The organism is Kaistia defluvii (genome assembly GCF_040548815.1).
Lineage (GTDB): Bacteria > Pseudomonadota > Alphaproteobacteria > Rhizobiales > Kaistiaceae > Kaistia > Kaistia defluvii_A.
On the sequence record NZ_JBEPSM010000001.1, the window covers coordinates 2,093,890 to 2,118,267 of the forward strand.

Here is a 24,378-nt window from a genome sequence, read left to right on the forward strand (position 1 = left end):
CTATTGCTTCAGGGGCGCCGACTCGCGCTGGAGCGAAAAGCGCGGCATGATACCGAGCGGGATCATCAAAGCTTCGGGTTCGCCACCATGATCGCCTTGGCTCTGCGCGTCGCGCTTCTTCTGCTCCTGGTCTCGGCCGGACAGGCCCGTGCCGAGACTTTGCCATTGCCGGCAAACCTGGTCGGCGCGGCGACCGAGAGCGGCGAAGCCCTCCTGATCGAGTCCGAAGCGCGCGAAGCCTATTTTCCGCTCGTCCAGAATTTCGTCACCCAGAAGACCCAGTCCTTCTGCGGCGTCGCCTCGATGGTGATGGTGCTGAACGCAGCCGGGGTACCGGCCCCCGACGTTCCGGAATACCGCCCCTACCGGACCTTCACGCAGGACAACCTGCTCGACGCGAAGACCGACGCCGTCGTCCGGCGCAGCACTATCCTGATGCAGGGCATGACGCTCGATCAGTTGGGCGGTGTGCTGGCGACGCAGCCGCTCACCGTCGCGGTGACACATGCCGGGGACAGCAGCCTCGACGCGTTCCGGAGCGCGGCGCGCGAGCATCTGGCAACGCCCGGCCAGTTCGTCATCGTCAACTACCTGCGCAAGTCGATTCGGCAGGAACTCGGCGGCCACATCTCGCCGCTGGCCGCCTATGATGCCGACAGCGACCGCTTTCTGATTCTCGACGTCGCCCGGTACAAATATCCGCCCGTCTGGGTCACCGCCGCCGACCTCTTTTCAGCGATGAACACGCCCGACGCCGACAATGGCAACCGGACGCGGGGCTACGTGCTGGTATCGAAACCACCCCCGCCCTGACGAGCCGCCCCTGCCGTCATGAAGGTCAAGCCGCTCTCGGCTAGGATGAGCCGTCTGATTCGCCTCGTCACTGGCAGGACCGACCGTGCGTTTCATTGAAGTCTTCGAGTTCTGGCCCTTCCTGGATACCGTGGTCAGCCTGACGGCCGCCTTCATCTTCGGTACGGCGGTCGGCGCCGAGCGCCAGTATCGCCAGCGCACCGCCGGATTGCGGACCAACGTGCTGGTCGCGGTCGGCGCGGCCGCCTTCGTCGATCTCGCCATGGCGATCACCGGCCCGGCGGAAGCGGTCCGCGTCATCTCCTATGTCGTTTCCGGTGTCGGCTTTCTCGGAGCCGGCGCGATCATGCGCGAGGGCATGAACGTCCGGGGCCTCAACACAGCCGCGACGCTCTGGTGCGCGGCGGCGATCGGCGCCTGCGCCGGCGCCGACATGATCGCGCATGCGGCCCTGGTGACGGTGTTCGTCATCGCCGGCAACACGCTGCTGCGGCCCTTGGTCAACGCGATCAACCGCATTCCGCTCAACGAGGAGGCCTCCGAGGCGACCTATGAGGTGACCGTGACGGTGCGCGACAGCGACCTGCCGCGGCTGCGCACCATCGTCGCCGACATGCTCGAAAAGGCGCACTATCCGGCCGGCGATCTCGAAGTCGTCGATCGCGGCGAGAACCTCGCTGAAATCGTCGCGACGCTGGTCAACACCGCCGTCAATGCCGCGGAGATGGACGCCGTGGCCCGCCGGATCGGCAGCCTGCCCGGCGTCATCCACGCCTCCTGGGCGATCAGCACCAAGGACTGATGCCCGCTTTTCGACCGGCCTCCGTCTAAACCCTGCCCTCGAGGGAGGGTCAAAACCGCGAAGCGGTTTTGGGAAGGGGTTCTTCGCGGAACCGCGGAGTGACTAGGCCATCCATCAGACAGCAGCCGTCCCGGCAAAGCGCCCCTCTCCCACTGCACGGGCGGAGCCTGACCCTTACCGCCGCTTCGGTCCCTTGCGGCCGGCCGAACTACCCGCCCGGCCACCGACCGAACGCCCGCCTGGTCGATGATTGGTCGTCATCGGGTCAGGTCGCTGCGGCCGCTCATGTTCGTCGGCAGCGACGGAGGTCATGTTCGAGCTCGCGCCCATTTCGTCGAGATGCGGCTTGCGCGCCCGCGTCGCGACGGGGATCTCGGTGCGCTTCACTGTCATCTCGTCGAGATCGTTCTTGCGGGCTCGCGTCGCGGGTTCGGGCGGCAGGTTGGCGGCGCTGCCATATTTGCGATCGCCGCGATAACCGCCGGTGCGATCGTCGATCGCCGACTGGCGCGCCAGCGGATCGTCGGCAATGGCGAGTTCCGTCTCCTTGAGGCGCTTGATCTCGTCGCGCAGGCGGGCCGCCGTCTCGAATTCGAGGTTCATGGCGGCGTCGCGCATCTTCTTCTCGAGCGCGTCGAGATGCGTCTTCAGATTGTTGCCGACAAGCGCCGTGTCGGCGAGGCCAGCATCAACCGTGACGTGATCCTGCTCGTAGACCGAGGACAGGATGTCGCCGATGTCGCGCTTGATCGAGGCCGGCGTGATGCCATGCTCGATGTTGTAGGCCATCTGCTTTTCGCGGCGGCGCTCGGTCTCGCCCATCGCCCGCTCCATCGAGCCGGTGATGCGATCGGCATACAGGATGACCTTGCCGTCGACATTACGCGCCGCTCGGCCAATGGTCTGGATCAGCGAGGTCTCGGAGCGCAGGAAGCCTTCCTTGTCCGCATCCAGGATGGCGACGAGGCCGCATTCCGGGATGTCGAGACCCTCGCGCAGAAGGTTGATGCCGATCAGCACGTCGAAGGCGCCGAGCCGCAGGTCGCGAATGATCTCGATGCGCTCCAGCGTCTCGACGTCGGAATGCATGTAGCGGACGCGAACGCCGTTCTCGTGCAGATATTCCGTCAGGTCCTCGGCCATGCGCTTGGTCAAGGTGGTGACCAGTGTGCGATAGCCCTTCTTGGCGGTTTCGCGCACTTCGCCGAGCAGATCGTCGACCTGCGTCTTGGCGGTGCGGATCTCTACCGGCGGATCGATCAGCCCGGTCGGACGGATGACCTGCTCGGTGAAGACACCGCCGGTCGCTTCCATCTCCCAGCTGCCGGGCGTTGCCGAGACGTGCACCGTCTGCGGGCGCATCGCGTCCCATTCCTCGAAGCGCAGCGGCCGATTGTCCATGCAGGAAGGCAGGCGGAAGCCATATTCGGCCAGCGTCGCCTTGCGCCTGAAGTCGCCGCGATACATGCCGCCGATCTGCGGGATGGTGACATGGCTCTCGTCGGTGAAGACAAGCGCATTGTCCGGCAGATATTCGAACAGGGTCGGCGGCGGCTCGCCCGGCAGGCGGCCGGTGAGATAGCGCGAATAGTTCTCGATGCCGGCGCAAGCGCCGGTCGCCTCGATCATCTCGATGTCGAAACGGCAGCGCTGCTCCAGCCGCTGCGCTTCCAGCAGACGGCCGGCCGCCTCCAGCTCGGCCAGACGCAGGCGCAGCTCATGCTTGATCGAGGCGACCGCCTGGTTGAGCGTCGGCTTCGGCGTCACATAGTGCGAGTTGGCGTAGACCTTGACGAATTTGAGCTCGGCCGTCTTCTGCCCGGTCAGGGGATCGAACTCGGTGATGCTCTCAACCTCGTCGCCGAACAGCGACAGGCGCCAGGCGCGATCTTCCAAGTGGGCCGGGAAGATTTCAACCGTGTCACCGCGCACCCGGAACGAGCCGCGCACGAAGTTCAGGTCCTGGCGCTTGTATTGCAGCGCCACCAGGTCGGCGAGCAACTGACGCTGGTTGAGCTTCTCGCCCAGCGTGATGCCGAAGGTCATCGCCGTATAGGTCTCGACCGAGCCGATACCGTAGATGCAGGAAACCGAGGCGACGATGATGACGTCGTCGCGCTCCAGCAGCGAACGCGTCGCCGAATGGCGCATGCGGTCGATCTGCTCGTTCACGGAAGATTCCTTCTCGATGAAGGTATCCGTGCGCGGCACATAGGCTTCCGGCTGGTAATAGTCGTAGTAGGAGACGAAATATTCGACGGCGTTCTCCGGGAAGAACGACTTGAACTCGCCATAGAGCTGAGCCGCCAGCGTCTTGTTCGGCGCCAGGATCAACGCCGGACGCTGCGTCTCCTCGATGATCTTGGCCATGGTGAAGGTCTTGCCGGAGCCGGTGACGCCGAGCAGCACCTGGTCGCGTTCCTGCTCGGCCACGCCGGCCACCAGTTCGCGGATCGCGTTCGGCTGGTCGCCGCGCGGCTCGAAGGGCGAGACGATCTGGAACGGCTTGCCGCCCTCCGACTTCTCCGGCCGCGGCGGCCGGTGCGGCACCCAGGTCTTGTCCTTGATTTCGGGACGGCCCGTCTCGATCAGCGCCGAAAGCGCCGCGACCGTCGCCGTCACCGACGAGGCGGACATCGATTCCGCTTCCTCGAGGCTGATCTCCAGGCCGGAAACCGGGTTGAGGCCGCTGGCCGCGCGCTCGCGCGCCGTCGCCGCCACGCCGATCGACGTGCCGCGCCCGGACTTGTGCGTGTCGCCTTCCGCCTTCTTGTCGGTCTTCTTGCCCTTCGCCTTGCGCCCGGCATCGACCGGCAGGTCGACCAGCTGCATGCGCTCGGGACGGGCGCGAGGGGCGCGCTTCGGCTTGGGGGCGATCGGCTCGGCATCTGCCGCGCGCGCGATCTCCTCCATCCAGTCGGCGATGTTGCCCGACAGGGGAGTACCTTCGAGCGGAGCCTGCGGCGCTTCGCCGAAGCCGGAAGTTTTGGGACGCTTGGCCATGGGTACGAAAGTAGAACGTCCGGATGCGAATTTGAAGAGGTCGGATGCAAAGTTTGCCGCTTCGGAATGCCGGCACGAGACTGATATAGTCGGGGGATGCGCCAGAACGCCCTTCTCAACATCGATATCCGCAGCTATGGCGGCGCCAGCGATCCGCATCGGCACGATTTCGCGCAGCTGGTGCTGCCGCTGAAGGGGACGCTGGCGATCGACATCGCCGGACGGGAGCAGAGACTCGACGCGTTTCGGGCCGCCTTCGTCGAAACCGGCGCGCCGCATTCGCAGGCAGGCGACCGCGCCAATCGCTGGCTGATTGTCGACCTCGACCTCGCCAGCCTGGATCCGGAAGTCGCCGATCGCCTCGTCGCCCGCCCCTTCCTGCCGCTGGCGCCGGCGGCGAACCGGCTGGTCGACTATATGAGCTTTGTGGCCGGCGGTGGCGGCGCGCGCGGCGACCAGCTCGAACACTGGCTGCCGCTGCTGCTCGATGCGCTGGTACAGGCGCCGGCCCGGCCGCAATCGCGGCTGGCCGCCCTGCTCGGCCAGATCGAGGCGGCGCCCGACCGTTCCTGGACCACCGAGGCGATGGCCGAGCGCACCGCGATGAGCGTCAGCCGCCTGCATGCGCTGTTCCGCAGCGAACTCGATACGACGCCGGCGGCCTGGCTATCGGAATTGCGCCTCAACCGGGTGCGCGAATGGCTGGCAACATCGGATGCGCCCATCGCCGAACTCGCCTTTCGCGCCGGCTATTCCGACCAGAATGCACTGACCCGCGCGATGCGCCGCGCCACAGGCCTGACGCCCGCCGCCTATCGCCGTCAAAGCCGCGCCGAAGGCCCGTCCCGCTGACCGAAGGCGCGCCGAACGCGCTTGGCGAGGCCGGGCCTAAAATGCGATAGCTTCGGCCGAGAACCGCGCAGCCCGACATGACATCACCGGGTCTTTCCGGGAGATGATCGTGACCAGCGACGGCAGGATGTGGATTGGAGTGGGCTGCGGCGTCGCGGCCGGCGCGCTGTGGGGCCTGGTGTTCCTTGCGCCGCAGCTGGTGCGCGAATTCACGCCGCTGCAGCTCGCCGCCGCCCGCTATCTCGCCTACGGCCTGTTCGCGACCGCGCTGATCGCGCCGCGCTGGCGCCGGCTCACCCGTGGTCTCGGCGCGCGCGAGTGGGGAGCGCTGGTCTGGCTCAGCCTGCTCGGCAACATCATCTATTACGTCCTGCTCGCCAGCGCCGTGCAGCTTGGCGGCATCGCCATGACCTCGCTGATCATCGGCTTCCTGCCGGTCGCGGTCACGCTGATCGGCAGCCGCGACCAGGGCGCAACGCCCTTGATCCGGCTGGCGCCGTCGCTCGCGCTCGGCACGGCGGGTATTCTCTGCATCGGCTGGCAGTCGCTCGGATCGATCGAGACAGGCCTGCGGCCGGGCGGACTGGTCGGCCTCGCCTGCGCCATCGGCGCGCTGGCCTCCTGGACGAGCTATGCCGTCGGCAATGCCCGCTGGCTGGTCCGCGTCCGGCATATCTCGTCCTATGACTGGAACCTGCTGACCGGCGTGGTTACCGGCGGGCTGGCGCTGCTCCTGCTGCCGCCGGCGCTCCTGATCGGCGCGCAATCCCACGAAGCCGGCGCGTGGCTGCGCTTCGCCGGGGTCGCGGCCGGCGTCGCGCTCTGCGCTTCGATCATCGGCAATGCCTGCTGGAACTGGATGAGCCGGCTGATGCCGCTGACCATGGTCGGCCAGATGATCCTGTTCGAGACGCTTTTCGCGCTGCTCTACGGCTTCCTGTGGGAACGCCGCCTGCCGACGACGTTGGAAAGCGTCGCCATCGTCCTGGTGGTGGCGAGCGTGCTCGCCTGCGTCACCGCGCACCGGGCCCGCGAGGGCGAGCGGCCGGCGGTCAGCCCGCCCTAGGCAGGCTCATGATCTGCTCATAGAGATGGCGCGGGATACGGACGCCATATGCCAGGCTGCGCGCCCGCGCCTCGTAGCGCCGGAGCGAGGGTAGCCGCGCGCCCTGGTCGGAAATGGCCGAGAACAGCCGCTCGCTGCTCGCCTGGTTGTCGCGCGTGCCGCCGAGGATCTTCGGATCGAAGGCGATCAGGATCTCGCCATGCGCCGGCGCCGCCTTGACGCCATCGTCGAAATCCATCGATTCAAGGCTGGTCATGTCGGCGATCAGCGGCCCGGCCAGCAGCTCGATCATCGTCGACAGCGCCGAGCCCTTGTGCCCGCCGAAGGTCAGCATCGCGCCATCGAGGGCTGCTGCCGCATCGGTGGTGGGATTGCCGTCCGCGTCGATCGCCCAGCCCGGCTGCAAGGGCTTCCCGGCCATCTTGTGCAGCGAGATGTCGCCGCGCGCGATCGCGCTGGTTGCGAAGTCGAACACATAGGGATTCTGCCCTTCGCGCGGCCAGCCGAAGGCGATCGGGTTGGTGCCGAGCGCTCCCTTGGTGCCGCCGGCCGGCGCGACCCAGCTATGGCTCGGCGTCATGGCGATGGCGACCAGTCCCTGCGCCGTCAGCATCTCGATCTCGGGCCAGAGCGCCGAGAAGTGGAAGCAATGATTGATCGCCAGCACGGCGACGCCGATCGACTTGGCCTTCTCCACGAAAGTCGGCAATGCCGCCTCGAAGGCTGGCAGCGAGAAGCCGAAGCCGGCATCGACCTTGGTCACCGCCGCCGTGGTGTTCTCGACAACCGGCGCGGCGGCTCGATTGAAGCGCGGATGGTTGATCGTCTGGACGCAGCCCGGCAGCCGGAACAGGCCGTGCGAATGGCACTCGTCGCGCTGTCCCTCGGTGATGACGCGGGCGACCGGCGTCGCCTGGGCTTCGCTGAGCCCGGCCGCAATCAGCACGGCCTTCGAGAGTTCGAATACCTGGTCGAGCCCGAGGGCGACCGTGTCGCCGGAATGTGCCTGGTTCAAATCGTGCCATCCTGCCCAATATCGCGTTGGTGCCTGTCTACCAGTGCCCCGGAGCGCCGACAACGTGACGGCCGGGAAGCCCTCTCGGTCGATTGGCGAAAATTGGCATCGCGCCCTGTCGATCCCGCCGTCGGTCATCCGTCGTGTTGTCAGAAGCCGGAGCTGCCCGGCTCGCCAAGGCACCCGATCCAGAGGAGTTCGCCATGCGGTTCATGATCCTCGTCAAGGCCAACAACGACACGGAAGCCGGCGTGATGCCGGAAGAAAAGCGGATTGCCGAGATGACGGCCTATCACGAAGAACTCGCCAAGGCCGGCGCTCTTCTCGATGCTTCCGGCCTCCAGCCGTCCTCCAAAGGCGCCCGGATCCTCTTTTCCCCACGCGGCCAGCGCTCCGTCATCGACGGCCCGTTCGCCGAGGCGAAGGAACTGATCGCCGGCTACACGATCATCGAGGTCAAATCACGCGACGAGGCGATCGAATGGGCGAAGCGGATGCCGAACCCCGCCGGTGACGGCAAGGAGGGCGAGATCGAGCTGCGGCAGCTGTTTGAACTCGAGGATTTCGAACCGAGCGAGGCGATCGATCGCCTCCGCCAGATGGAAGCGGGCGCAAGGCCCGCTTGAACTTTCCCGCACGACCCCACCACGCAGAACAGGACAAGACCATGCGCTTCATGATGCTGATGATCCCCAGGGGCTACGAAACCGCGACGCCGGGCACCATGCCGGAGGCGGACGCCGTGGCCCAGATGATGAAATACAATCAGGCCCTGCAGGACGCCGGCATCCTGCTCTCGTGCGACGGCCTGCATCCTCCCTCCATGGGCGCGCGCGTCACCTTCCAGGGCGGCAAGCCCAGGGTCAGCGACGGCCCGTTTGCCGAGGCCAAGGAGGTGCTCGGCGGCTACTGGATGATCAACGTCAGGTCGCGCGCCGAAGCGATCGAATGGGCGAGCCTGTGCCCGGCCGGCGACAACGAGATCATCGAGGTCCGCCAGGTCCAGGAAATGGAGGACTTCCCCGCCGACGTGCAGCAAGCCGCCGCGGGCTTCGAGACCATGCAGGGGGGCTCGGCCGGGCGCTAGCCCGCGCCGGCCGGGAGACCATCATGCTCAAGTTCCTTCTCGTCGCGGCGATCATCCTGGTCGTCGCGATCCTCGCAGTCCTCGCTTATGCCGCGACGCGTCCGGGCCGCCTGCGCGTCGAGCGCCAGGCGCGCATCCAGGCACCGGCGGCCGCGATCTTTCCGCTGATCAACGATTTCCATCGCTGGGCCGAATGGTCGCCCTATGAGACGATCGACCCGACCATGAAGCGAAGCTTCGATGGCGCACCGGCCGGCAAGGGCGCGGTCTACCAGTGGAGCGGCGACGGCAAGGCCGGCGCCGGACGGATGGAGATCGCCGACACCGCGCCGCCTTCCCTCGTCCGCATTCGCCTCGACTTCACCAGGCCGATGCGAGCCAGCAACCTCACCGAATTCACGCTGGAGGCGGATGGCGACGCCACACGCGTGCGCTGGAGCATGGAAGGCCCGACGCCGTTCATCGGCAAGCTGTTTGGAATATTCGTCGACATGGACAATCTCATCGGCCGCGATTTCGCGACCGGCCTCGCCAATCTCAAGACAGCGACGGAGGGGAGATAGGTCTTCGCGCCTCGTGTCTTGCGTCTGCGGACGGGACGTGGCCTGATCCGCAGCCGTGACACGTACCGAAACCCATCAGGCGATCAGCGCGGTCTGGCGGATCGAGCAGGCAAAGCTCGTCGCCAGCCTTGCGCGCATGCTGCGCGACATCAGCCAGGCCGAGGAGCTGGCGCAGGATGCGCTGGTGGCGGCGCTGGAACGCTGGCCGGAAACCGGCATTCCCGACAATCCCGGCGCCTGGCTGATGGCGACCGCCAAGCGGCGCGCCATCGACCGCATCCGCCACCGCAAGCTGGCCGACGAGAAGCACGTCGAGATCGGCTATATCAGCGATCTCGACCAGGACAGCGTCGTCGATGCGCTCGAGGCGCGGCTCGACGACGACATTGGCGACGACCTGCTGAAGCTGGTCTTCACCGCGTGCCATCCGATCCTCTCCGCCGAGGCTCGCGTCGCCCTGACGCTGCGGCTGATCGGCGGGCTTTCCACCGGCGAGATCGCCCGCGCCTTCTTCGTGCCCGAGCCGACCGTGGCGCAGCGCATCGTGCGCGCCAAGCGCACGCTCGCCGACGCCAACGTGCCCTATGAAGTGCCGCGCGGCGACGAACGGGCCAAGCGCCTCGCCTCGGTGATCGAGGTCATCTACCTGATCTTCAACGAGGGCTATTCGGCCACCGCCGGCGATGACTGGATCCGCCCGCAACTGGCCGACGAGGCGGTTCGCCTTGGCCGCATCCTGGCCGGCCTCGCGCCGAACGAGCCGGACGTGCATGGTCTCGTCGCGCTGATGGAAATCCAGGCCTCGCGCTTCGCCGCCAGGGTCGGCCCGAACGGCGAACCGGTGCTGCTGATGGACCAGAACCGCGCGCGCTGGGATCACCTGCTGATCCGTCGCGGCCTCGCGGCGCTGACGCACGCCGAGGCGCTCGGGCCCCGCGGCACCTATACGCTGCAGGCGGCAATCGCGGCCTGCCATGCCCGCGCGCCGACCGCCGAGCAGACCGATTGGGGCCGCATCGCCAGCCTCTACGCCGAACTGGCCCGGATCGCGCCCTCGCCCGTCGTCGAGCTGAACCGCGCCGTCGCGATCGCCATGGCCGAAGGACCGGCAGCCGGCCTCGCCCTTGTCGAAACGCTGGCGAACGAGCCGGTGCTTGCCACCTCGCATTTGCTGCCCGGCGTCCGCGCCGATCTGCTGATGAAGCTCGGCCGCCTCGCCGAGGCGCAGGCCGATTTCGAACGCGCCGCCGCCCTCACCCGCAACATGCGCGAGCGCCAGCTGCTGCTCGAACGCGCCGCGACCTGTGCCAATGGCATCGCCGTTTGAGCCTGGCCCTCGCCCGCCCTTGCGCCGGAAGCCGACACGCCGTAGGGAGCAGCGCTGTGGCACAGGAGGATCGGATGACCGACACGGACGCTGGCGGCGCTCTTGCCAGCCGCATCGAGGCGCTGGAAATCCGCATCGCCTATCAGGACGAGACGATCGAGGATCTGAACAGCGCGATCACCGCGCAGTGGAAGCAGATCGATTTCCTGACCCGCAAGATTTCCCAGCTGACCGACCAGTTGCGCGAGACGACCGAACAGATCGGCCGCCCCGGCCTGCCCGAGCCCCCGCCGCCGCATTATTGAGTGGCCGCTCGGGACATTGAAGGGTGAAATAGCCCCATCTCACCTCTCCCTGAGGGAGAGGTGAAGGATAGTGCGTGCCCCGCTCGCGCGTCGCGCTGCAGGCCGAACACTCAGGTGACGTAGGCGACGACCCAAAGCGCGACCGCGATGGCGATGCCGTCCTCGAGCAGCGCGATCGGCAGGTCCTTGCCACCCGTCGCCGCGACGAGGCTTCTGCGCGCCTCATAGCCGCCCAGCGTACCGATGATGGCGCCGATCGCCCCGGCGATCAGGCCCACGATCCAAACCCCGCCGGCGAAGCCGATCGCCGCGCCGCAGACGGCGCCCATGAAGATGCGCGTCCCGAACTGCACCGGCACCTTGCGGCTCGGCGTCGACGGCAACTGGTCGGTGATCAGCTCCACGATGGCGAGCAGGGTGAGGATCAGCGGCGCCAGCCAGTGGCTCAGGAAGGAGAGCCAGCTGCCATCCAGGTTGATCCAGCCGAGATAGGCGGCCCAGGCGACCGCGGCCGGCGCGGTCATGGCACGGAGCCCCGCGACGACGCCGATTAGAAGTGCCAGAACGTAAATGAACATGCTGTCCCCCTTCGTTGCCCACAACCATAGGTGCGGGATTTCCGGTAGCCTTGGCCAGAAAAATCGTCAACGTCGGAAAGAAATCCTCCGGCTTCCGCCGGTTGATGCCACGCCCCGATCGAGCTTACGCGGACGCGCATGAAAAAGCCGGCAACAATGCCGGCCTTCTGGGTTTAAGCGGCTGCCTCGGCGCCCTCTTTCCGCCGCTGGCGGATCGGGTTCGGCAGTTCGATCTCGACCTCCAGTGTCGAGACGGCATCGCCGCGCTGCATCTTCACCTGGACCTTGTCGGCCGGGATGTCGACGTGGCGGGCGATCACGCCGAGGATCTCTTCCCGAAGCTTGGCAATCAGGTCGCTGGCGCCTGCCGTGACCCGCTCGTGCTGCAGCAGGATCTGCAGCCGGTCGCGTGCCACCGGCGCGGAAGAACGCGACGGCTTGAAGAAGTTGAAGATCGTCATGCAGCCCTCCGACCGAAAAGCTTGCTCATGAAGCCGCGCCGCTCAGCCGGAACGACCATCGGGATGGTCTCGCCTTCGAGCCGGCGGGCCGCGTCGAGATAGGCGCGCGCCGGAGCACTGTCGGTGTCGACCAGCGTGACCGGGCAGCCGACATTCGAGGCGTTCAGCACGGCCTCGCTCTCGGGGATGATGCCGAGCAGCGGGATCGACAGGATCTCAAGAACGTCCTCGACCTTCAGCATCTGGCCACGCTCGGCACGGGCTGCGTCGTAGCGGGTGAGCAGGAGATGCTTCTCCATGTACTCGCCCTTCTCGGCCTTGACCGTCTTCGAATCCAGCATGCCGATGATGCGATCGGAATCGCGCACCGACGAGACTTCCGGATTGGTGACGACGATGGCAACGTCGGCATGGCGCATGGCCAGCATGGCGCCGCGCTCGATGCCGGCCGGGCTGTCGCAGACAACCCAGTCGAAATGGCCGCGCAGCTCTTCCATGACGCGGGCGACGCCCTCTTCGGTGAGCGCATCCTTGTCGCGGGTCTGCGAGGCGGGCAGCACATAGAGCGTGTCGAGCCGCTTGTCGCGGATCAGCGCCTGCTGCAGCTTGGCTTCGCCCTGCACCACGTTGATCAGGTCATAGACCACGCGGCGCTCGGCACCCATGACGAGGTCGAGATTGCGCAGGCCGACATCGAAATCGACGACGGCGACCCGCTGGCCGGACAGGGCCAATGCAGCGCCGATGGCGGCGGTGGACGTCGTCTTGCCCACCCCGCCCTTGCCCGATGTCACAACGAGAACCTGAGACATTGCTTGTGCTCCTTGCTGGCTCAGGCCAGCGCCGCCATGTTCATCTTGTCATTTGCGAGCCAGGCCTGGACCGATCGGCCGCGAAGGCTCGCATCCAGGTCATCCGCAGTCTGGTAGAGGCCGTCGATGGCGATCAGCTCGGCCTCGAATTTCTGGCAGAAGATCCGCGCCCCGGCATTGCCGGTCGACCCGGCGATCGCGCGACCACGCAGCGTGCCGTAGATATGGATCGAGTTGCCGGCGATGATCTCCGCGCCCGAGGCGACGGAGCCGACCACGGTCACGTCGCCCTGCGGGAAGATGATCGACTGGCCGGAACGGACCGGCGTCTCGATCAGCAGCGACGGGACCGCACGGTCCACGAAGCTGTTCTTGGGTGGCTCGGCGGACGGCTTGTGCAGGATTTCGGTCTGCTTGCCACCACTGACGGATGGCGGCATGCCGAAGCCGAGCCAGGACGGATCGGCGCCCTCGACTCCCATCACCTTGATCTCGCGCTCGTAGAGCATGGCGATCAGCTCTGCGAAGTCGCGCTTGGTGATGGCGAGGCCGGTGACGTCGAGAATGACGGGGCGACTGGCGAAGTAGCCCTCGGAACGTTTGGAAAGCTTGTCGAGTTCGGCCAGCCAATCGGCCAGCGGAAGCTCGGGCGCCAGGACGGTAGCGAGGAAGGACCTTCCCCGGAACCGGATTGCTGCGCGTTGTTTGGAAGCGGGAGTAGCCACGGTCGCTCTTTGCCTTCTGTTAAGCAATGTGTGCGACACGCTGGTTAACGAGTGGTTAACCACGCGGGGCCCGTTAAGGGTTTGAAGGGCAAAAGTGAGGAATTCCGAAGGGGTTAGGGCGCGCAAAAAAATTCGAGTTGCAGGCGCCGGCCCCATCAACACGAACGCGAAAAGCCGCTCGTTTCCTGCGTTTTCCTGCCGGTCGCTGCGTCATCCCGCAACGCGCCGCTTCCAGCCAGGGCGCCCTCCCGGCGAATCGCCAGGAGGCCCCGAATCGGCCCCGCGTTAACAATTGCCGCGGCGCTGCGGAGCATCAACATCCCCCCACAAGCCTATGGGACAGCGGCCGTTTCCGCCTTCGCAGCCAGCGCCTTCTTGACCTCCGGCACCACCTTGGTCCCGAACAGCTCGATCGACTTCATCATCTTGTCATGCGGCAGCGTGCCGACGCTGAACTGGATCAGGAAGCGGTCATGGTCGAACAGTTCGTGCTGGTAGAGGATCTTTTCGGCCACCTCGGACGGGCTGCCGACGAAGAGCGCTCCATGAAGTCGGCGCTGCGCCTCGAACTGGCCGCGCGTCGTCGGCGGCCAGCCGCGCTCCTTGCCAAGCTTGGTCATGACGGCGGCGAAGGGCGGATAGGCGATGTCGGCCGCGTCCTGCGAATTCTCGGCGATGAAACCGTGCGAATTGATGCCGACGCGCAGATGGGTCGGGTCGCTGCCGGATTCCTTTGCGGCGCGATGGTAGAGGTCGACCAGCGGCTGGAAATGGGCCGGGTTGCCGCCGATGATGGCGATCGCCAGCGGCAGGCCAAGCACCGCCGCGCGCACGACCGATTGCGGCGTGCCGCCGACCGCGATCCAGACCGGCAGCGGATCCTGGACGGGACGCGGATAGACGCCGAGATCGTGGATCGCCGCGCGATGGCCGCCGGGCCAGGTCACCCGCTCGGCTTCGCGCAGCTTGAGCAGCAGGTCCAAGTTTTCCGCGAACAGCGCGTCATAGTCGCCGAGGTCGTAGCCGAACAGCGGGAAGGATTCGATGAACGAGCCGCGCCCGGCCATGATCTCGGCGCGACCGTTGGACACGAGGTCGAGAGTGGAGAAGCGCTGGAAGACGCGCACCGGATCATCCGAGGAGAGAACCGTGACGGCGCTGGAGAGACGGATCGTCTTCGTCCGCGCCGCGCCGGCCGCCAGGATCACGTCGGGGGCGGATACCAGATAGTCGGGCCGGTGATGCTCGCCGAGACCGAAGACGTCGAGGCCGACCTGGTCGGCCAGTTCGATTTCCTCGATCAGATTGCGCACGCGCTGCACCGGATCGAGCCGGGCACCCGTGATCGGGTCGGGCATATTGTCGCCGAAGGTATAGATGCCGAATTCCATTGGGGTCACCTCTTGGGGCGCTTCGGAGCAGAACGGCCCGGATCGCCGCAGATATGGCGATATCCCCGTCGCTTGTCAGCCTCGACGCAGGAAGACGCATCGTCAACCGATACGAGCATCGCATCGCCGACGGGCGGGCGGGCCCGACGGCTTTCGGTTGCCGCTCGGGCCGGCATCGCCTAAATGACAGGCTCCCCAATCGGCTGAAAGTCGCATGATGGCTGAACTAGAGAAGACCGCCGAGAAAAAGAAGTCGTCCAAGGACGGTCTCGGCGGCACCATCCGCGTCTTCGCCGAAGCGCTGATCATCGCACTCATCGTGCGGACCTTCCTGTTCCAGCCCTTCGAGATTCCGTCGGGCTCGCTGATCCCGACGCTGGAGATCGGCGACTACCTGTTCGTCTCGAAATATTCCTATGGCTATTCGCGCTACTCGTTCCCCTTCGGCATGGGCCCGTTCGAGGGCCGCATCTGGGGCTCGGAGCCGAACCAGGGCGACATCGTCGTCTTCAAGGGACCGAAGGACAATTCGACCGATTTCATCAAGCGCGTCATCGGTAAGCCCGGCGACACCGTGCAGATGATCGATGGCCGGCTCTACATCAACGACAAGATGGTCGAGCGCCAGCCGATCGAGCCGTACGAGACCAAGGACTTCTTCGGCAACACCATCTCCGCGCCGCGCTACGAAGAGACGCTGCCGAGCGGCGTCAAGCACCAGATCATCGAGATCGAGGGCGATCGCGGCTCGTTCGACAACACGCCGAAATATGAAGTTCCGCCCGGCCACCTCTTCATGATGGGCGACAACCGCGACAATTCGGCGGATTCGCGCGACATGCAGTCGATGGGCTTCGTTCCCAACGAGAATGTCGAGGGCAAGGCCCGCTGGGTGTTCTTCTCGATCGCCGACGGCGCACGCGTCTGGGAATTCTGGAAGTGGCCGTGGTCGATCCGCTGGAACCGGCTCTTCACCTCCATCACCTGACCGGCTCCGGGGGGATCATCCCCGCGCCTCACTGAACGTGCGTTGCAAAATGCAATGACCGGTGATTTGTGCATTGCAAAATGCGCAGGTCGGCGGTCATTCTCTCGTCCATCGCGCCTCTTCAGCCGCACCGCCCTTCACCGCCGGACTTCTTGATGCCGATCGCCCTCTTCGCCCTGGCCATTGCCTCGTTCGGCATCGGCACGACTGAATTCGTCATCATGGGCCTGCTGCCGGAAGTAGCGGCGGATCTCGGCGTCTCGATCCCGAGCGCGGGCCTGCTGATCACCGGCTATGCGATCGGCGTCGTCATCGGCGGACCGATCATCGTGCTGGCCACCGCGCGATTGCCGCGCAAGATCACGCTGGTCGGATTGGCCATGCTGTTCGTGGTCGGCAACATCTTCTGCGCCGTCGCACCCACCTACGGGCTGCTGATGGCGGCGCGCGTGTTTACCGCCTTCGGCCATGGCGCATTCTTCGGCATCAGCGCCGTCGTCGCGGGCACGCTCGTGCCGCGCAACCAGCGCGCCCAGGCCATGGCGCTGGTCTTCGCCGGCCTGACGCTCGCCAACATTCTCGGTGTGCCGGGCGGCACCGCGCTCGGCCAGATCGCCGGCTGGCGCGCCACCTTCTGGGCCGTCGTGGCGATCGGCTTGGTCTCGGTCGCGGCCATCATCGCCTGGGTTCCGTCCGACCGCGGCGCCACCGCCCCGCCGAGCCTGATGCGCGAATTCGCCGTGTTCAAGCGCCTGCAGGTCTGGCTCGCCATGGCCGTGAGCGTGCTGTCGGCGGCAGCCACCTTTGCCTGCTTCACCTATATCGCACCGATCCTGCAGACTGTGACCGGCCTGGCGCCGCATCAGGTAACCTGGGTGCTGCTGCTGTTCGGCGTCGGCATCACGATCGGCAACCTGATCGGCGGCCGATTGGCGGACTGGAAATTGATGCCGACGATCCTCGGCGCCCTCACCGCGCTGATCCTCGTGCTGGCGCAGTTCACCTACAGCAGCCACTCCGTCATCGGCGCCTGCATCAGCGTCTTCGTCTGGGGCTGCGTGATGTTCATCCTGATCGCGCCCCTGCAGATGCGCGTGATCGAATGCGCCGGCGAGGCGCCCAATCTGGCGTCCACACTCAATCAGGGTGCATTCAATGTCGGCAATGCCGGCGGCGCGTGGGTGGGCGGGCTCGCCATCACCATGGGCGCGACCTATGACAAACTGCCTCTGGTCGGCGCCTCGCTGACGGTCGCGGCCCTGATTGTGGCGTTGGCTTCCTGGCACCTCGCCAGGCAACAGCCTGCAACGGCGCCAGCCGCCTGAATGCAGGTAGATATCAGCTAGGGATTAGGCCGCGCGATCCAAACCGATGCGGACAAGATCCGGGACGGTGTCGGAGGACTGAGCCTGGACTTGGCTTGCATGACAGCGCTGCGCCACCACGCCCTCCGAAACGGGGTCGTGGCCGAACGCCGCGCTCGGCAACATGATTGCAACCCAGACTGCCGCCGCTGCCAGCAGATTATCCGCGCTGAACCCTGACATCATCGATCTCCGCCCTGCCCTGCGAACACGATAAATATGATCGTGAGATATAATGCGATCCGTCCGACTTTGTTCCGTCGCGTGACGTCAAATTTTCGTCAAGCGCGTAGCCAGCGTTTCCGCCCCGCAATATGCAGCGTTCGTGCCAGTTGAATGACACGCCGGCTTCCGTTTTCGGAGTTTCGTTTCGGGCTCCTCGCGCTTACCTATCTGGGCATGCTCCCCTTGCAGCGCAAGGCGCCTTGGCCTCAAGGTGCCGCAACGCAATATGCCATGCCTGCCAAGCCATGCTTACCGTCAGTCGAACATATAGAATAATGGTAAGGCAGGTTGCAGTCTTGCCAAGCAACGCGATACCTTACGTATGGGAATGTAGGGCATTGATTTTCTGCGAATGCTGAAGCATATTTTGCCCTGCACGGGCAAAGGACCCGACGGAGACTGGAACAAAGCGCGTCGGATGCTACGACATTCGCGGGGCGGCTAGCGCGAGCGACCGCACGATATCGATAAGACGCAGAGACCTTTCCCCGACAACCTGAGTGCCTGGAGTGTGCTGGCCGAGCGGAGCGGCTGGCAGAATGAAGAGAACGGGAAAGGAACAGCGATGCGACAGACTGGTACAGTCAAATTCTTCAATGCGTCGAAGGGATTCGGCTTCATTACCCCTGATGACGGCGGCAAGGATGTGTTCGTTCACGTCACGGCCGTCGAGCGTTCGGGTATTTCGAACATGAACGATGGCATGCGGATCACATTCGAGACCGAGCCGGACAAGCGCGGCAAGGGCCCGAAGGCCGTGGATCTGCAGCCGGGCTAGTACCTCCGCCATCGCGACATGATCGAGAAAGCCGCCGGCCACCCCGGCGGCTTTTTTAGGTCTGGAGAACCGCCAGGGGCGCCGCCTGCCGGAGCGTCCACAATTCCGACACCCCAGTGGAGGAAAAGTCATCGCGAAATTTCTTAGGCTCCCTATATACTGATACTCAATGAAGATTCGCGCTGCTCTGCCTGGCGCCACCGTTGAGAACGAGATGGAGACCGGTTTTTCCGCACGGGGCGGACCGGTTCTTGCTCAACAGGAGGGCTGGCTCTGAAGATCTGCTTTCGGCAGTCGTTTTGTTGCGTTGCGTTTTCCCCGATCAAGCGCGAGGGTCGGCCATGAGCCTCATCGACTTCGAGACCGAAGACCGGCAGTCCAATCCGGTCGATATGATCGAGCACATCGCAGGGCTCAATGATTGGAGCTTCGAGCGATCCGGCGATGACGAGATCACCATCTCCATCGCCGGCGGCTGGTGCGACTACCACGTCTCCTTCTCCTGGATGGAGGATATGGAGGCGGTGCACCTGGCTTGCGCCTTCGATCTGAAAGTGACAGACCCGCGCAAGACCGAAGTCATGCGCCTGCTTTCCCTGGTGAACGAGCAACTCTGGATCGGCCATTTCGACCTCTGGAGCAAGGAAGGCGTCGTCATGTATCGGCAGACGCTGTTGCTGGCCGGCGGCGCGGAACCCAACAGCCGCCAAGTCGAGGGACTGCTGGAAAACGCGATCGAAAGCTGCGAGCGCTATTACCAGGCCTTCCAGTTCGTCGTCTGGGCCGGCAAGTCCGCCGCCGAGGCGCTCGAAACCGTCCTGTTCGAGACGGTCGGCGAAGCCTGATCGATCGAGGCCGGCGCGTGTAACCCGCGCGCCGTCCTGCCTCCCTCCCTATCCGCCGGCTCCATCGCGGGACTTCGCCGCATGTTCCGACGACGTTTGCTCGTCGAGCCCGGGCGCGGCGCATGGGAGGGGCCTTTCGCGCCGGCGCGGAGCGCCGTACAGACACATCGTCGCCATTCACGAACGAGCGCTTCCGCATGTCTCTCTCCGCCCTGACGCCCTCCTCCCCTATCGTCCTCATCGGCGCCGGCAAGATGGGCGGCGCGCTGCTGACCGGCTGGCTTGCCTCCGGCCTGGACCCGAAGGCGGTCATCGTCGTCGACCCGAAGCCGCCGGAAGAGACGCTGGCGTTGCTGGCCGCGCACGGCATCGCGCACGAGACCAGCGCGCCCGCCGGCGTCACGGCGCGTGTGCTGCTGCTGGCGGTCAAGCCGCAGATGATGGGCACGGCGCTTCCCGCCGTGCGCGACCTGATAAGCTCCGGCACGGTGACGATCTCGATTGCCGCGGGCACCACGATCGCGACGCTGGAAGCCGCGCTTGGCGGCGCCATCGTCCGCACCATGCCGAACACACCGGCCCAGGTCGGGCGCGGCATGACCGGCGCCTTCGCCAATCCGGCCGTGACGGCAGAGGATCGCGACCTGGTCGGCGCCCTGCTGGCGGCGGTCGGCGAATTCGGCTGGGTCGAGACGGAGAGCCTGATCGACACGGTGACCGCCGTCTCCGGGTCCGGCCCCGCCTATGTCTTCCTGCTCGTCGAATGCCTCACAAAGGCCGGCCTTGAAGCCGGTTTCACGCCGGAACTCGCCGCCCGCTTCGCCCGGCAGACAATCGTCGGCGCCGGCGAACTGCTCAATCAGTCGCCGCTGCCGGCCGACACGCTGCGCAAGAACGTGACCTCGCCGGGCGGCACCACGGCGGCGGCGCTGAACGTGCTGATGGCGGAGGACGGCCTGGCGCCGCTTCTCGTGCGCGCGGTTGCCGCCGCCAAGCAGCGCGCCGAGGAACTGGCCGGCTGATCAGCCTCGTCTCCGCCACAAGGCATCCCTAGATAGAGGGAATAGAGGAGATTGCATCATGCCGAACGAGACGAAGACCCAAATCGTCGACGCGTTGCTCGGTCTGCTGTCCGCGAAGCCCTATGCCGAAATCGGCCTTGGCGACATCGCGGCCCGGGCCGGGCTTTCTCTGGGAGCGCTGCGCGAGGCGTATGACGGCAAGATCGACATCCTCGCCGACTTCATGCGCCGTATCGACCGTGCCGTGCTCGACGGAGCCGAGACGCCCTCGACGGACGAGTCGGGCCGCGACCGGCTGTTCGACCTGATCATGAAGCGCCTCGACCAGATGGCGCCGCATCGCGCCGCGATCGGCCATCTGGCCGAATCCGCCCGGCGCGATCCGGCGCTCGCGCTCTGCCTCAACTGCATCGCCCTCGACAGTGCCCGCTTCATGCTGGCCGGGGCCGGCATTTCGACCGATGGCCTGCGCGGCGCGGCACGGACGCAGGGCTTCGTGCTGATGATGTCGCGCGTCCTGCCGATATGGCTGAAGGATGAAGATCCCGACCTGTCGAAGACGATGGCGGCCCTCGACCGCGCGCTGGAGCATGCGGAGACTTGGTCGCGTCGCACCGACCGGGCCGCAGGCCTCGTCTGCCGCGTCGCCAACCGGCTTCATCGCCATCGTCCGGAGAGCAGGCCGCGCGAGCCGAAGCCGGATACAGCCCAGCCGGCCGCTTGACCGGGCGGCCCGTCGTGCTACCCCGTGAGCAGACAGCCAACGGAGAGACGACATGGACGCGCCCGCCCCGAAGACGATCAGCTTCGACGATTTCCTCAAGGTGGATATCCGGGTCGGGACCATCGTCGAAGCGAGCCCCTTCCCGGAAGCGCGCAAGCCGGCGATCAAGCTGGTCATCGACTTCGGCCCGGAGATCGGCCGCAAGAAGTCCTCGGCCCAGATCACCAAATATTACCAGCCGGCCGAGCTCATCGGCCGCCAGGTCATGGCGGTCGTGAACTTTCCGCCACGCCAGATCGGCCCCTTCATGTCGGAGGTACTTACCCTTGGCATGCCGGACGCCGAGGGCGACGTGGTGCTGACCGCCGTCGAGCGGACCGTTCCGAATGGCGGCCGCCTGTTCTAGAGCGTTTTCGAGCGAAGCGGCTACCGGTTCGCGTGAAGAAAACGCGATCCCGCAAGGCTTCAGCCCCGATTGGACGGTGTGTTCACTGGCGTGCGACTGTCGATCCCGGACCTGAATGACTAGGTATTGGTTTCAACCAGAGGTCGCCACGCCATGAGCCAAGCCGAAACCGGACTCCCCTTTTCCCTGACCCGTCCGATCCATATCGCCGAGGTCGGCCTCAAGGCGCATGACGTCGAGAAGGTCGCCGACTATTACCGCGACGTCCTGGGCCTGGAGACGATCTCGAGCGCCGGCGGGACCGTGACGCTCGGCGCCGGCGGCGTGCCGTTCCTTGTGATCGAGCCGCATCCGCGCGGCACGAGCGACGATACCCGGCAGGCGGGCCTCTTCCATACCGCGTTCCTGATGCCGACGCGCGCCGATCTCGGCCGCTGGATCCTGCATGCGAGCGAGAAGCGCCTGCCCGTCGACGGCATGGCGGATCATCTGGTGAGCGAGGCGTTCTACCTGACCGACCCCGAAGGCAATGGCGTCGAGATCTATTCCGATCGCCCGACCGACGAATGGGTCTGGGAAGGCCCGCATGTGCGCATGGCGACCGATCCGCTCGACGTCAATGCGATCGTCGCTTCGCTCGGGGAGCGGCCTTCGTCATGGAGCGGCGCGCCGGAATTCCTGCGCATCGGCCATGTGCATCTGCGTGTCGGCGACGCCCCGGTGGCGGCGAACTGGTGGAAGTCGGAAGTCGGCCTCGATGAAGTCACGACGATGCCCAGCGCCTCGTTCCTGTCTTCCGGCGGCTACCACCACCATATCGGGGCAAACCACTGGCAGAGCCGCGGCGCGGGCCCGCGCGATCCCGAGCGCAATGGCCTCGCCTATGTGACGCTGGCGGGTTCGGGCATCCAGGCCGAGCGCGAACTGCTCGACCCCTGGGGCACCCGTATCCGCCTGCAGCCGGGGGCCTGAGGCCCGATCAGGCTGGAATGCGGACGGTGGCGCGCAAGCCGCCGCCCGGCGCATCGGACAGCGTGACATCGCCGCCATGGAAGCGCGCGATGTCGCGGGCGATCGGCAGGCCGAGGCCGGTGCCGCTCTCGTCGAGATTGCGCGCTTCGTCGAGCCGGTAAAATGGCCGGAACACAGCCTCGCGCTCCGCCTCTTCGATGCCCGGCCCGTCGTCGTCGACATGGATGACGAGCCAGCCGTCGACATGCGAGCCGTGCAGTTCGATGCGGTCGCCGTGCCGGCACGCATTCATCACTAGGTTGGACAGGCAGCGCTTGAAATCGTTCGGGCGGATGCTGACGATCGGATCGCCTGTGAAGTCCTGCGAAACGTCGTGCCCCACCCGACTGGCGTTCTCCGCGACCTCAGCCAGCAGCGTCGCGATATTGGTCGCCGCCGTCGGCTCGTCCGCGTCATCGCGGGCAAAGGCCAGATAGCCCTCCAGCATCCGCTGCATGTCGTCCACGTCGCGGCGCATGGCGCGGATGTCGGGCGTTTCGCGCAGCAGCGCCAATTGCAGGCGGAAGCGCGTCAGCACGGTGCGCAGGTCGTGGCTGACGCCGGCCAGCATCGTCGTGCGCTGTTCCATCTGCCGCTCGATGCGGTTGCGCATTTCCATGAAGGCGGCGCTAGCGCGTCGCACCTCGCGCGCGCCGCGCGGATTGAAATCCGCCATTTCGCGGCCCATGCCGAAATTCTCGGCCGCATCGGCGAGCTGCTGGATCGGGCGGATCTGATTGCGCAGGAAGGCGATCGCGATCGTAAGCAGCACCAGGCTGGTGCCCACCATCCAGAAGATGAAGATCTCGGAATTGGAGGCATAGGTCTGGCTACGGCGAGCCAGCACGCGCAGCACCTTGTCGCCGAGCTGGATGCGGATCTCGACGAGGTTGGAGCGCCCGACCGTGTCGATCCAGTAGGGCTTGTTGATCTGACGGCCGATCTCGCGCGACAGCGCGCTGTCGAGCAGCGAGAAGAACGGCTTCGGCGCCGCCGGCGGCAGCGGCTCGTTGGGGATGACCGAAATGGTCAGGCCGAGCCGGTCCTGCGCGATGCGGATGATCTGGGTGAAGTTGGGATCGGCGGGATAGGTGTCGATCAGGTCAACGATCGCCGCGATGTCGCGCACGGTCGCGGCCGAAAGGCGCTGCGTCACCGTCTGCCAGTGCCGCTCCATGAAGACGAAGGCAACCACCGACTGCAGGATGACGATCGGCGTGATGATGATGATCAGCGCGCGGGCATAGAGCCCCTTCGGCATCGCCGCCGCCATCCGCTTGCCGAGGAAGCGATAAGGCACCAGCAAGACGTCGAGGACAGGTTGCGCGCGGCGCGCAAGCCGGCGCAGAGAATTGGCAGCCGGCGATCGGGCCAGGCGGCGCAGCGCGACCACGGCGGGCCACTCAGCCCAGCCGCCGGTCACGCGACGGCTTGGGATGGAAGGCGGAAGCTTGTCCATCAGCGCCGACCCCGAGTAGCGACAGCCGACTGGCGGGATGGCGTCACGCTTCGGTCACCAGACGGTAGCCAATGCCGCGCACCGTCTGCAGGAAGAGCGGGTTGGCGGGATCGACCTCGATCTTGCGGCGGAGCCGGTTGATCTGCACGTCGATGGTACGCTCCCCGGCCGGCTCGTCCTCGGCCAGCAGCGACAGGCGCGGCACGGTCTCGTTCGGCGTCTCGGCGAAGACGGCCATGATCTGGCGCTCGCGATCCGTCAGCCGGATCGTCTCCTGCCCGCGCCGCAGCTCGCGCCGGGCGATGTGGAAGGTGAACGGCCCGAAGCGGACCTGCTCGATCAGCGGCGCCGCGGTCGCGGTGCCGCGCTTCAGGATCGCGTTGATCCGCAGCAGCAGTTCCCGCGGCTCGAACGGCTTGCCGAGATAATCGTCGGCGCCGAGCTCCAGCCCCTTGATGCGGCTCTCGATCTCGGTGCGCGCGGTCAGCATGAGGATCGGCACCTCCATCGTCTCACGCAGGCTCCGGAGAAGCTCGAGCCCGGTCTCGCCCGGCATCATCACGTCGACGACGAGCAGATCGAAGGCGAGGCCGCCGAGCCGGCCGCGCGCCTCGGCGGCGTTGGCCGCGACATCGACGCGAAAGCCGTTGTCGTTGAGGTAGCGCGACAGAAGCGTGCGAATGCGGGCATCATCGTCGATGACGAGAAGATGCGGCGCATCATCGGCCAGGGGGGCGGTTGCCAAATCGCTCATCA

General features: G+C 66.1%; 27 protein-coding genes. 17 read left to right on the plus strand and 10 right to left on the minus strand.

The window, feature by feature from the left end; translation table 11 throughout:
- The first annotated feature begins 87 nt into the window (after nt 1-87).
- The gene (locus ABIE08_RS09850) at nt 88-813 is read left to right on the plus strand and encodes a phytochelatin synthase family protein (protein WP_354550641.1); all 726 of its coding nucleotides are present in this window, start codon (nt 88-90) and stop codon (nt 811-813) included.
- A gap of 85 nt (nt 814-898) precedes the next feature.
- Nucleotides 899-1,615, plus strand: coding sequence for an MgtC/SapB family protein (locus ABIE08_RS09855; protein WP_354550643.1), 717 nt, complete (start codon nt 899-901; stop codon nt 1,613-1,615).
- A 174-nt stretch (nt 1,616-1,789) separates the two neighbouring features.
- On the opposite strand, the gene uvrB is transcribed toward ABIE08_RS09855, so the two are convergent.
- Nucleotides 1,790-4,618: an excinuclease ABC subunit UvrB gene (gene uvrB / locus ABIE08_RS09860; protein WP_354550644.1), complete on the minus strand. Its 2,829-nt coding sequence runs from the start codon at nt 4,616-4,618 to the stop codon at nt 1,790-1,792.
- A 96-nt stretch (nt 4,619-4,714) separates the two neighbouring features.
- Between uvrB and ABIE08_RS09865 the strand changes: the two genes are divergently transcribed.
- Nucleotides 4,715-5,470 carry an AraC family transcriptional regulator gene (locus ABIE08_RS09865; RefSeq protein WP_354550646.1) on the plus strand — a complete coding sequence of 252 codons (756 nt, stop codon included), beginning with the start codon at nt 4,715-4,717 and terminating at the stop codon, nt 5,468-5,470.
- 109 nt (nt 5,471-5,579) lie between these two features.
- Nucleotides 5,580-6,536, plus strand: coding sequence for a DMT family transporter (locus tag ABIE08_RS09870; RefSeq protein WP_354550648.1), 957 nt, complete (start codon nt 5,580-5,582; stop codon nt 6,534-6,536).
- On the opposite strand, the gene ABIE08_RS09875 is transcribed toward ABIE08_RS09870, so the two are convergent.
- Complete coding sequence (locus ABIE08_RS09875; RefSeq protein ID WP_354550650.1) at nt 6,523-7,551, minus strand: Ldh family oxidoreductase; 1,029 nt, start codon at nt 7,549-7,551, stop codon at nt 6,523-6,525. The genes ABIE08_RS09870 and ABIE08_RS09875 overlap by 14 nt on opposite strands.
- A gap of 203 nt (nt 7,552-7,754) precedes the next feature.
- Here ABIE08_RS09875 and ABIE08_RS09880 point away from each other — a divergent pair, with 203 nt between their 5' ends.
- From ABIE08_RS09880 to ABIE08_RS09900, 5 genes are all read left to right on the plus strand, one after another.
- Complete coding sequence (locus ABIE08_RS09880) at nt 7,755-8,177, plus strand: YciI family protein (protein ID WP_354550652.1); 423 nt, start codon at nt 7,755-7,757, stop codon at nt 8,175-8,177.
- A gap of 41 nt (nt 8,178-8,218) precedes the next feature.
- Entirely contained in the window at nt 8,219-8,638 is a 420-nt protein-coding gene (locus ABIE08_RS09885; protein ID WP_354550654.1) for a YciI family protein, read from the plus strand.
- 23 nt (nt 8,639-8,661) lie between these two features.
- Nucleotides 8,662-9,201: an SRPBCC family protein gene (locus ABIE08_RS09890; RefSeq protein WP_354550655.1), complete on the plus strand. Its 540-nt coding sequence runs from the start codon at nt 8,662-8,664 to the stop codon at nt 9,199-9,201.
- A gap of 55 nt (nt 9,202-9,256) precedes the next feature.
- Nucleotides 9,257-10,528, plus strand: a complete 1,272-nt coding sequence (locus ABIE08_RS09895; RefSeq protein ID WP_354550657.1) for an RNA polymerase sigma factor — start codon at nt 9,257-9,259, stop codon at nt 10,526-10,528.
- Nucleotides 10,529-10,602: 74 nt separating this feature from the next.
- A complete protein-coding gene (locus ABIE08_RS09900) occupies nt 10,603-10,833 on the plus strand; it encodes a SlyX family protein (RefSeq protein WP_354550659.1) in 231 nt (76 codons plus the stop codon).
- A gap of 110 nt (nt 10,834-10,943) precedes the next feature.
- On the opposite strand, the gene ABIE08_RS09905 is transcribed toward ABIE08_RS09900, so the two are convergent.
- The 5 genes from ABIE08_RS09905 to ABIE08_RS09925 all read right to left on the minus strand — a co-directional run bounded on the left by ABIE08_RS09905 (nt 10,944) and on the right by ABIE08_RS09925 (nt 14,800).
- Nucleotides 10,944-11,411, minus strand: coding sequence for a DUF4126 family protein (locus ABIE08_RS09905; RefSeq protein ID WP_354550660.1), 468 nt, complete (start codon nt 11,409-11,411; stop codon nt 10,944-10,946).
- A 173-nt stretch (nt 11,412-11,584) separates the two neighbouring features.
- Complete coding sequence (gene minE / locus ABIE08_RS09910; protein WP_354550662.1) at nt 11,585-11,872, minus strand: cell division topological specificity factor MinE; 288 nt, start codon at nt 11,870-11,872, stop codon at nt 11,585-11,587.
- The gene (minD, locus tag ABIE08_RS09915) at nt 11,869-12,684 is read right to left on the minus strand and encodes a septum site-determining protein MinD (RefSeq protein WP_354550664.1); all 816 of its coding nucleotides are present in this window, start codon (nt 12,682-12,684) and stop codon (nt 11,869-11,871) included. The genes minE and minD overlap by 4 nt, the downstream gene beginning before the upstream one ends.
- 20 nt (nt 12,685-12,704) lie before the next feature.
- Entirely contained in the window at nt 12,705-13,409 is a 705-nt protein-coding gene (gene minC / locus ABIE08_RS09920) for a septum site-determining protein MinC (protein ID WP_266329741.1), read from the minus strand.
- 332 nt (nt 13,410-13,741) lie between these two features.
- Complete coding sequence (locus tag ABIE08_RS09925; protein WP_354550666.1) at nt 13,742-14,800, minus strand: LLM class flavin-dependent oxidoreductase; 1,059 nt, start codon at nt 14,798-14,800, stop codon at nt 13,742-13,744.
- A gap of 214 nt (nt 14,801-15,014) precedes the next feature.
- On the opposite strand from ABIE08_RS09925, the gene lepB reads away from it, so the two are divergent.
- Nucleotides 15,015-15,788, plus strand: coding sequence for a signal peptidase I (gene lepB / locus ABIE08_RS09930; RefSeq protein WP_266329744.1), 774 nt, complete (start codon nt 15,015-15,017; stop codon nt 15,786-15,788).
- A 155-nt stretch (nt 15,789-15,943) separates the two neighbouring features.
- Nucleotides 15,944-17,113, plus strand: coding sequence for an MFS transporter (locus tag ABIE08_RS09935; protein WP_354550668.1), 1,170 nt, complete (start codon nt 15,944-15,946; stop codon nt 17,111-17,113).
- Nucleotides 17,114-17,137: 24 nt separating this feature from the next.
- Here ABIE08_RS09935 and ABIE08_RS09940 read toward each other — a convergent pair whose 3' ends face one another.
- Entirely contained in the window at nt 17,138-17,335 is a 198-nt protein-coding gene (locus ABIE08_RS09940) for a hypothetical protein (RefSeq protein WP_354550670.1), read from the minus strand.
- Between the two features lie 607 nt (nt 17,336-17,942).
- On the opposite strand from ABIE08_RS09940, the gene ABIE08_RS09945 reads away from it, so the two are divergent.
- From ABIE08_RS09945 to ABIE08_RS09970, 6 genes are all read left to right on the plus strand, one after another.
- The gene (locus ABIE08_RS09945; RefSeq protein WP_266330359.1) at nt 17,943-18,155 is read left to right on the plus strand and encodes a cold-shock protein; all 213 of its coding nucleotides are present in this window, start codon (nt 17,943-17,945) and stop codon (nt 18,153-18,155) included.
- Nucleotides 18,156-18,496: 341 nt separating this feature from the next.
- On the plus strand, nt 18,497-19,000 hold the full coding sequence (locus ABIE08_RS09950) for a YbjN domain-containing protein (protein ID WP_266329747.1): 504 nt from the start codon (nt 18,497-18,499) through the stop codon (nt 18,998-19,000).
- A 197-nt stretch (nt 19,001-19,197) separates the two neighbouring features.
- Complete coding sequence (gene proC, locus ABIE08_RS09955) at nt 19,198-20,022, plus strand: pyrroline-5-carboxylate reductase (protein ID WP_354550672.1); 825 nt, start codon at nt 19,198-19,200, stop codon at nt 20,020-20,022.
- Nucleotides 20,023-20,080: 58 nt separating this feature from the next.
- Nucleotides 20,081-20,746 carry a TetR/AcrR family transcriptional regulator gene (locus tag ABIE08_RS09960; protein ID WP_354550674.1) on the plus strand — a complete coding sequence of 222 codons (666 nt, stop codon included), beginning with the start codon at nt 20,081-20,083 and terminating at the stop codon, nt 20,744-20,746.
- A 52-nt stretch (nt 20,747-20,798) separates the two neighbouring features.
- Nucleotides 20,799-21,152, plus strand: coding sequence for a tRNA-binding protein (locus tag ABIE08_RS09965; protein WP_354550675.1), 354 nt, complete (start codon nt 20,799-20,801; stop codon nt 21,150-21,152).
- A 153-nt stretch (nt 21,153-21,305) separates the two neighbouring features.
- A complete protein-coding gene (locus ABIE08_RS09970; protein WP_354550677.1) occupies nt 21,306-22,124 on the plus strand; it encodes a VOC family protein in 819 nt (272 codons plus the stop codon).
- A gap of 7 nt (nt 22,125-22,131) precedes the next feature.
- On the opposite strand, the gene ABIE08_RS09975 is transcribed toward ABIE08_RS09970, so the two are convergent.
- Nucleotides 22,132-23,622 carry an ATP-binding protein gene (locus ABIE08_RS09975; RefSeq protein WP_354550679.1) on the minus strand — a complete coding sequence of 497 codons (1,491 nt, stop codon included), beginning with the start codon at nt 23,620-23,622 and terminating at the stop codon, nt 22,132-22,134.
- A 43-nt stretch (nt 23,623-23,665) separates the two neighbouring features.
- The gene (locus ABIE08_RS09980; protein WP_266329752.1) at nt 23,666-24,376 is read right to left on the minus strand and encodes a response regulator; all 711 of its coding nucleotides are present in this window, start codon (nt 24,374-24,376) and stop codon (nt 23,666-23,668) included.
- Nucleotides 24,377-24,378 lie beyond the last annotated feature (2 nt).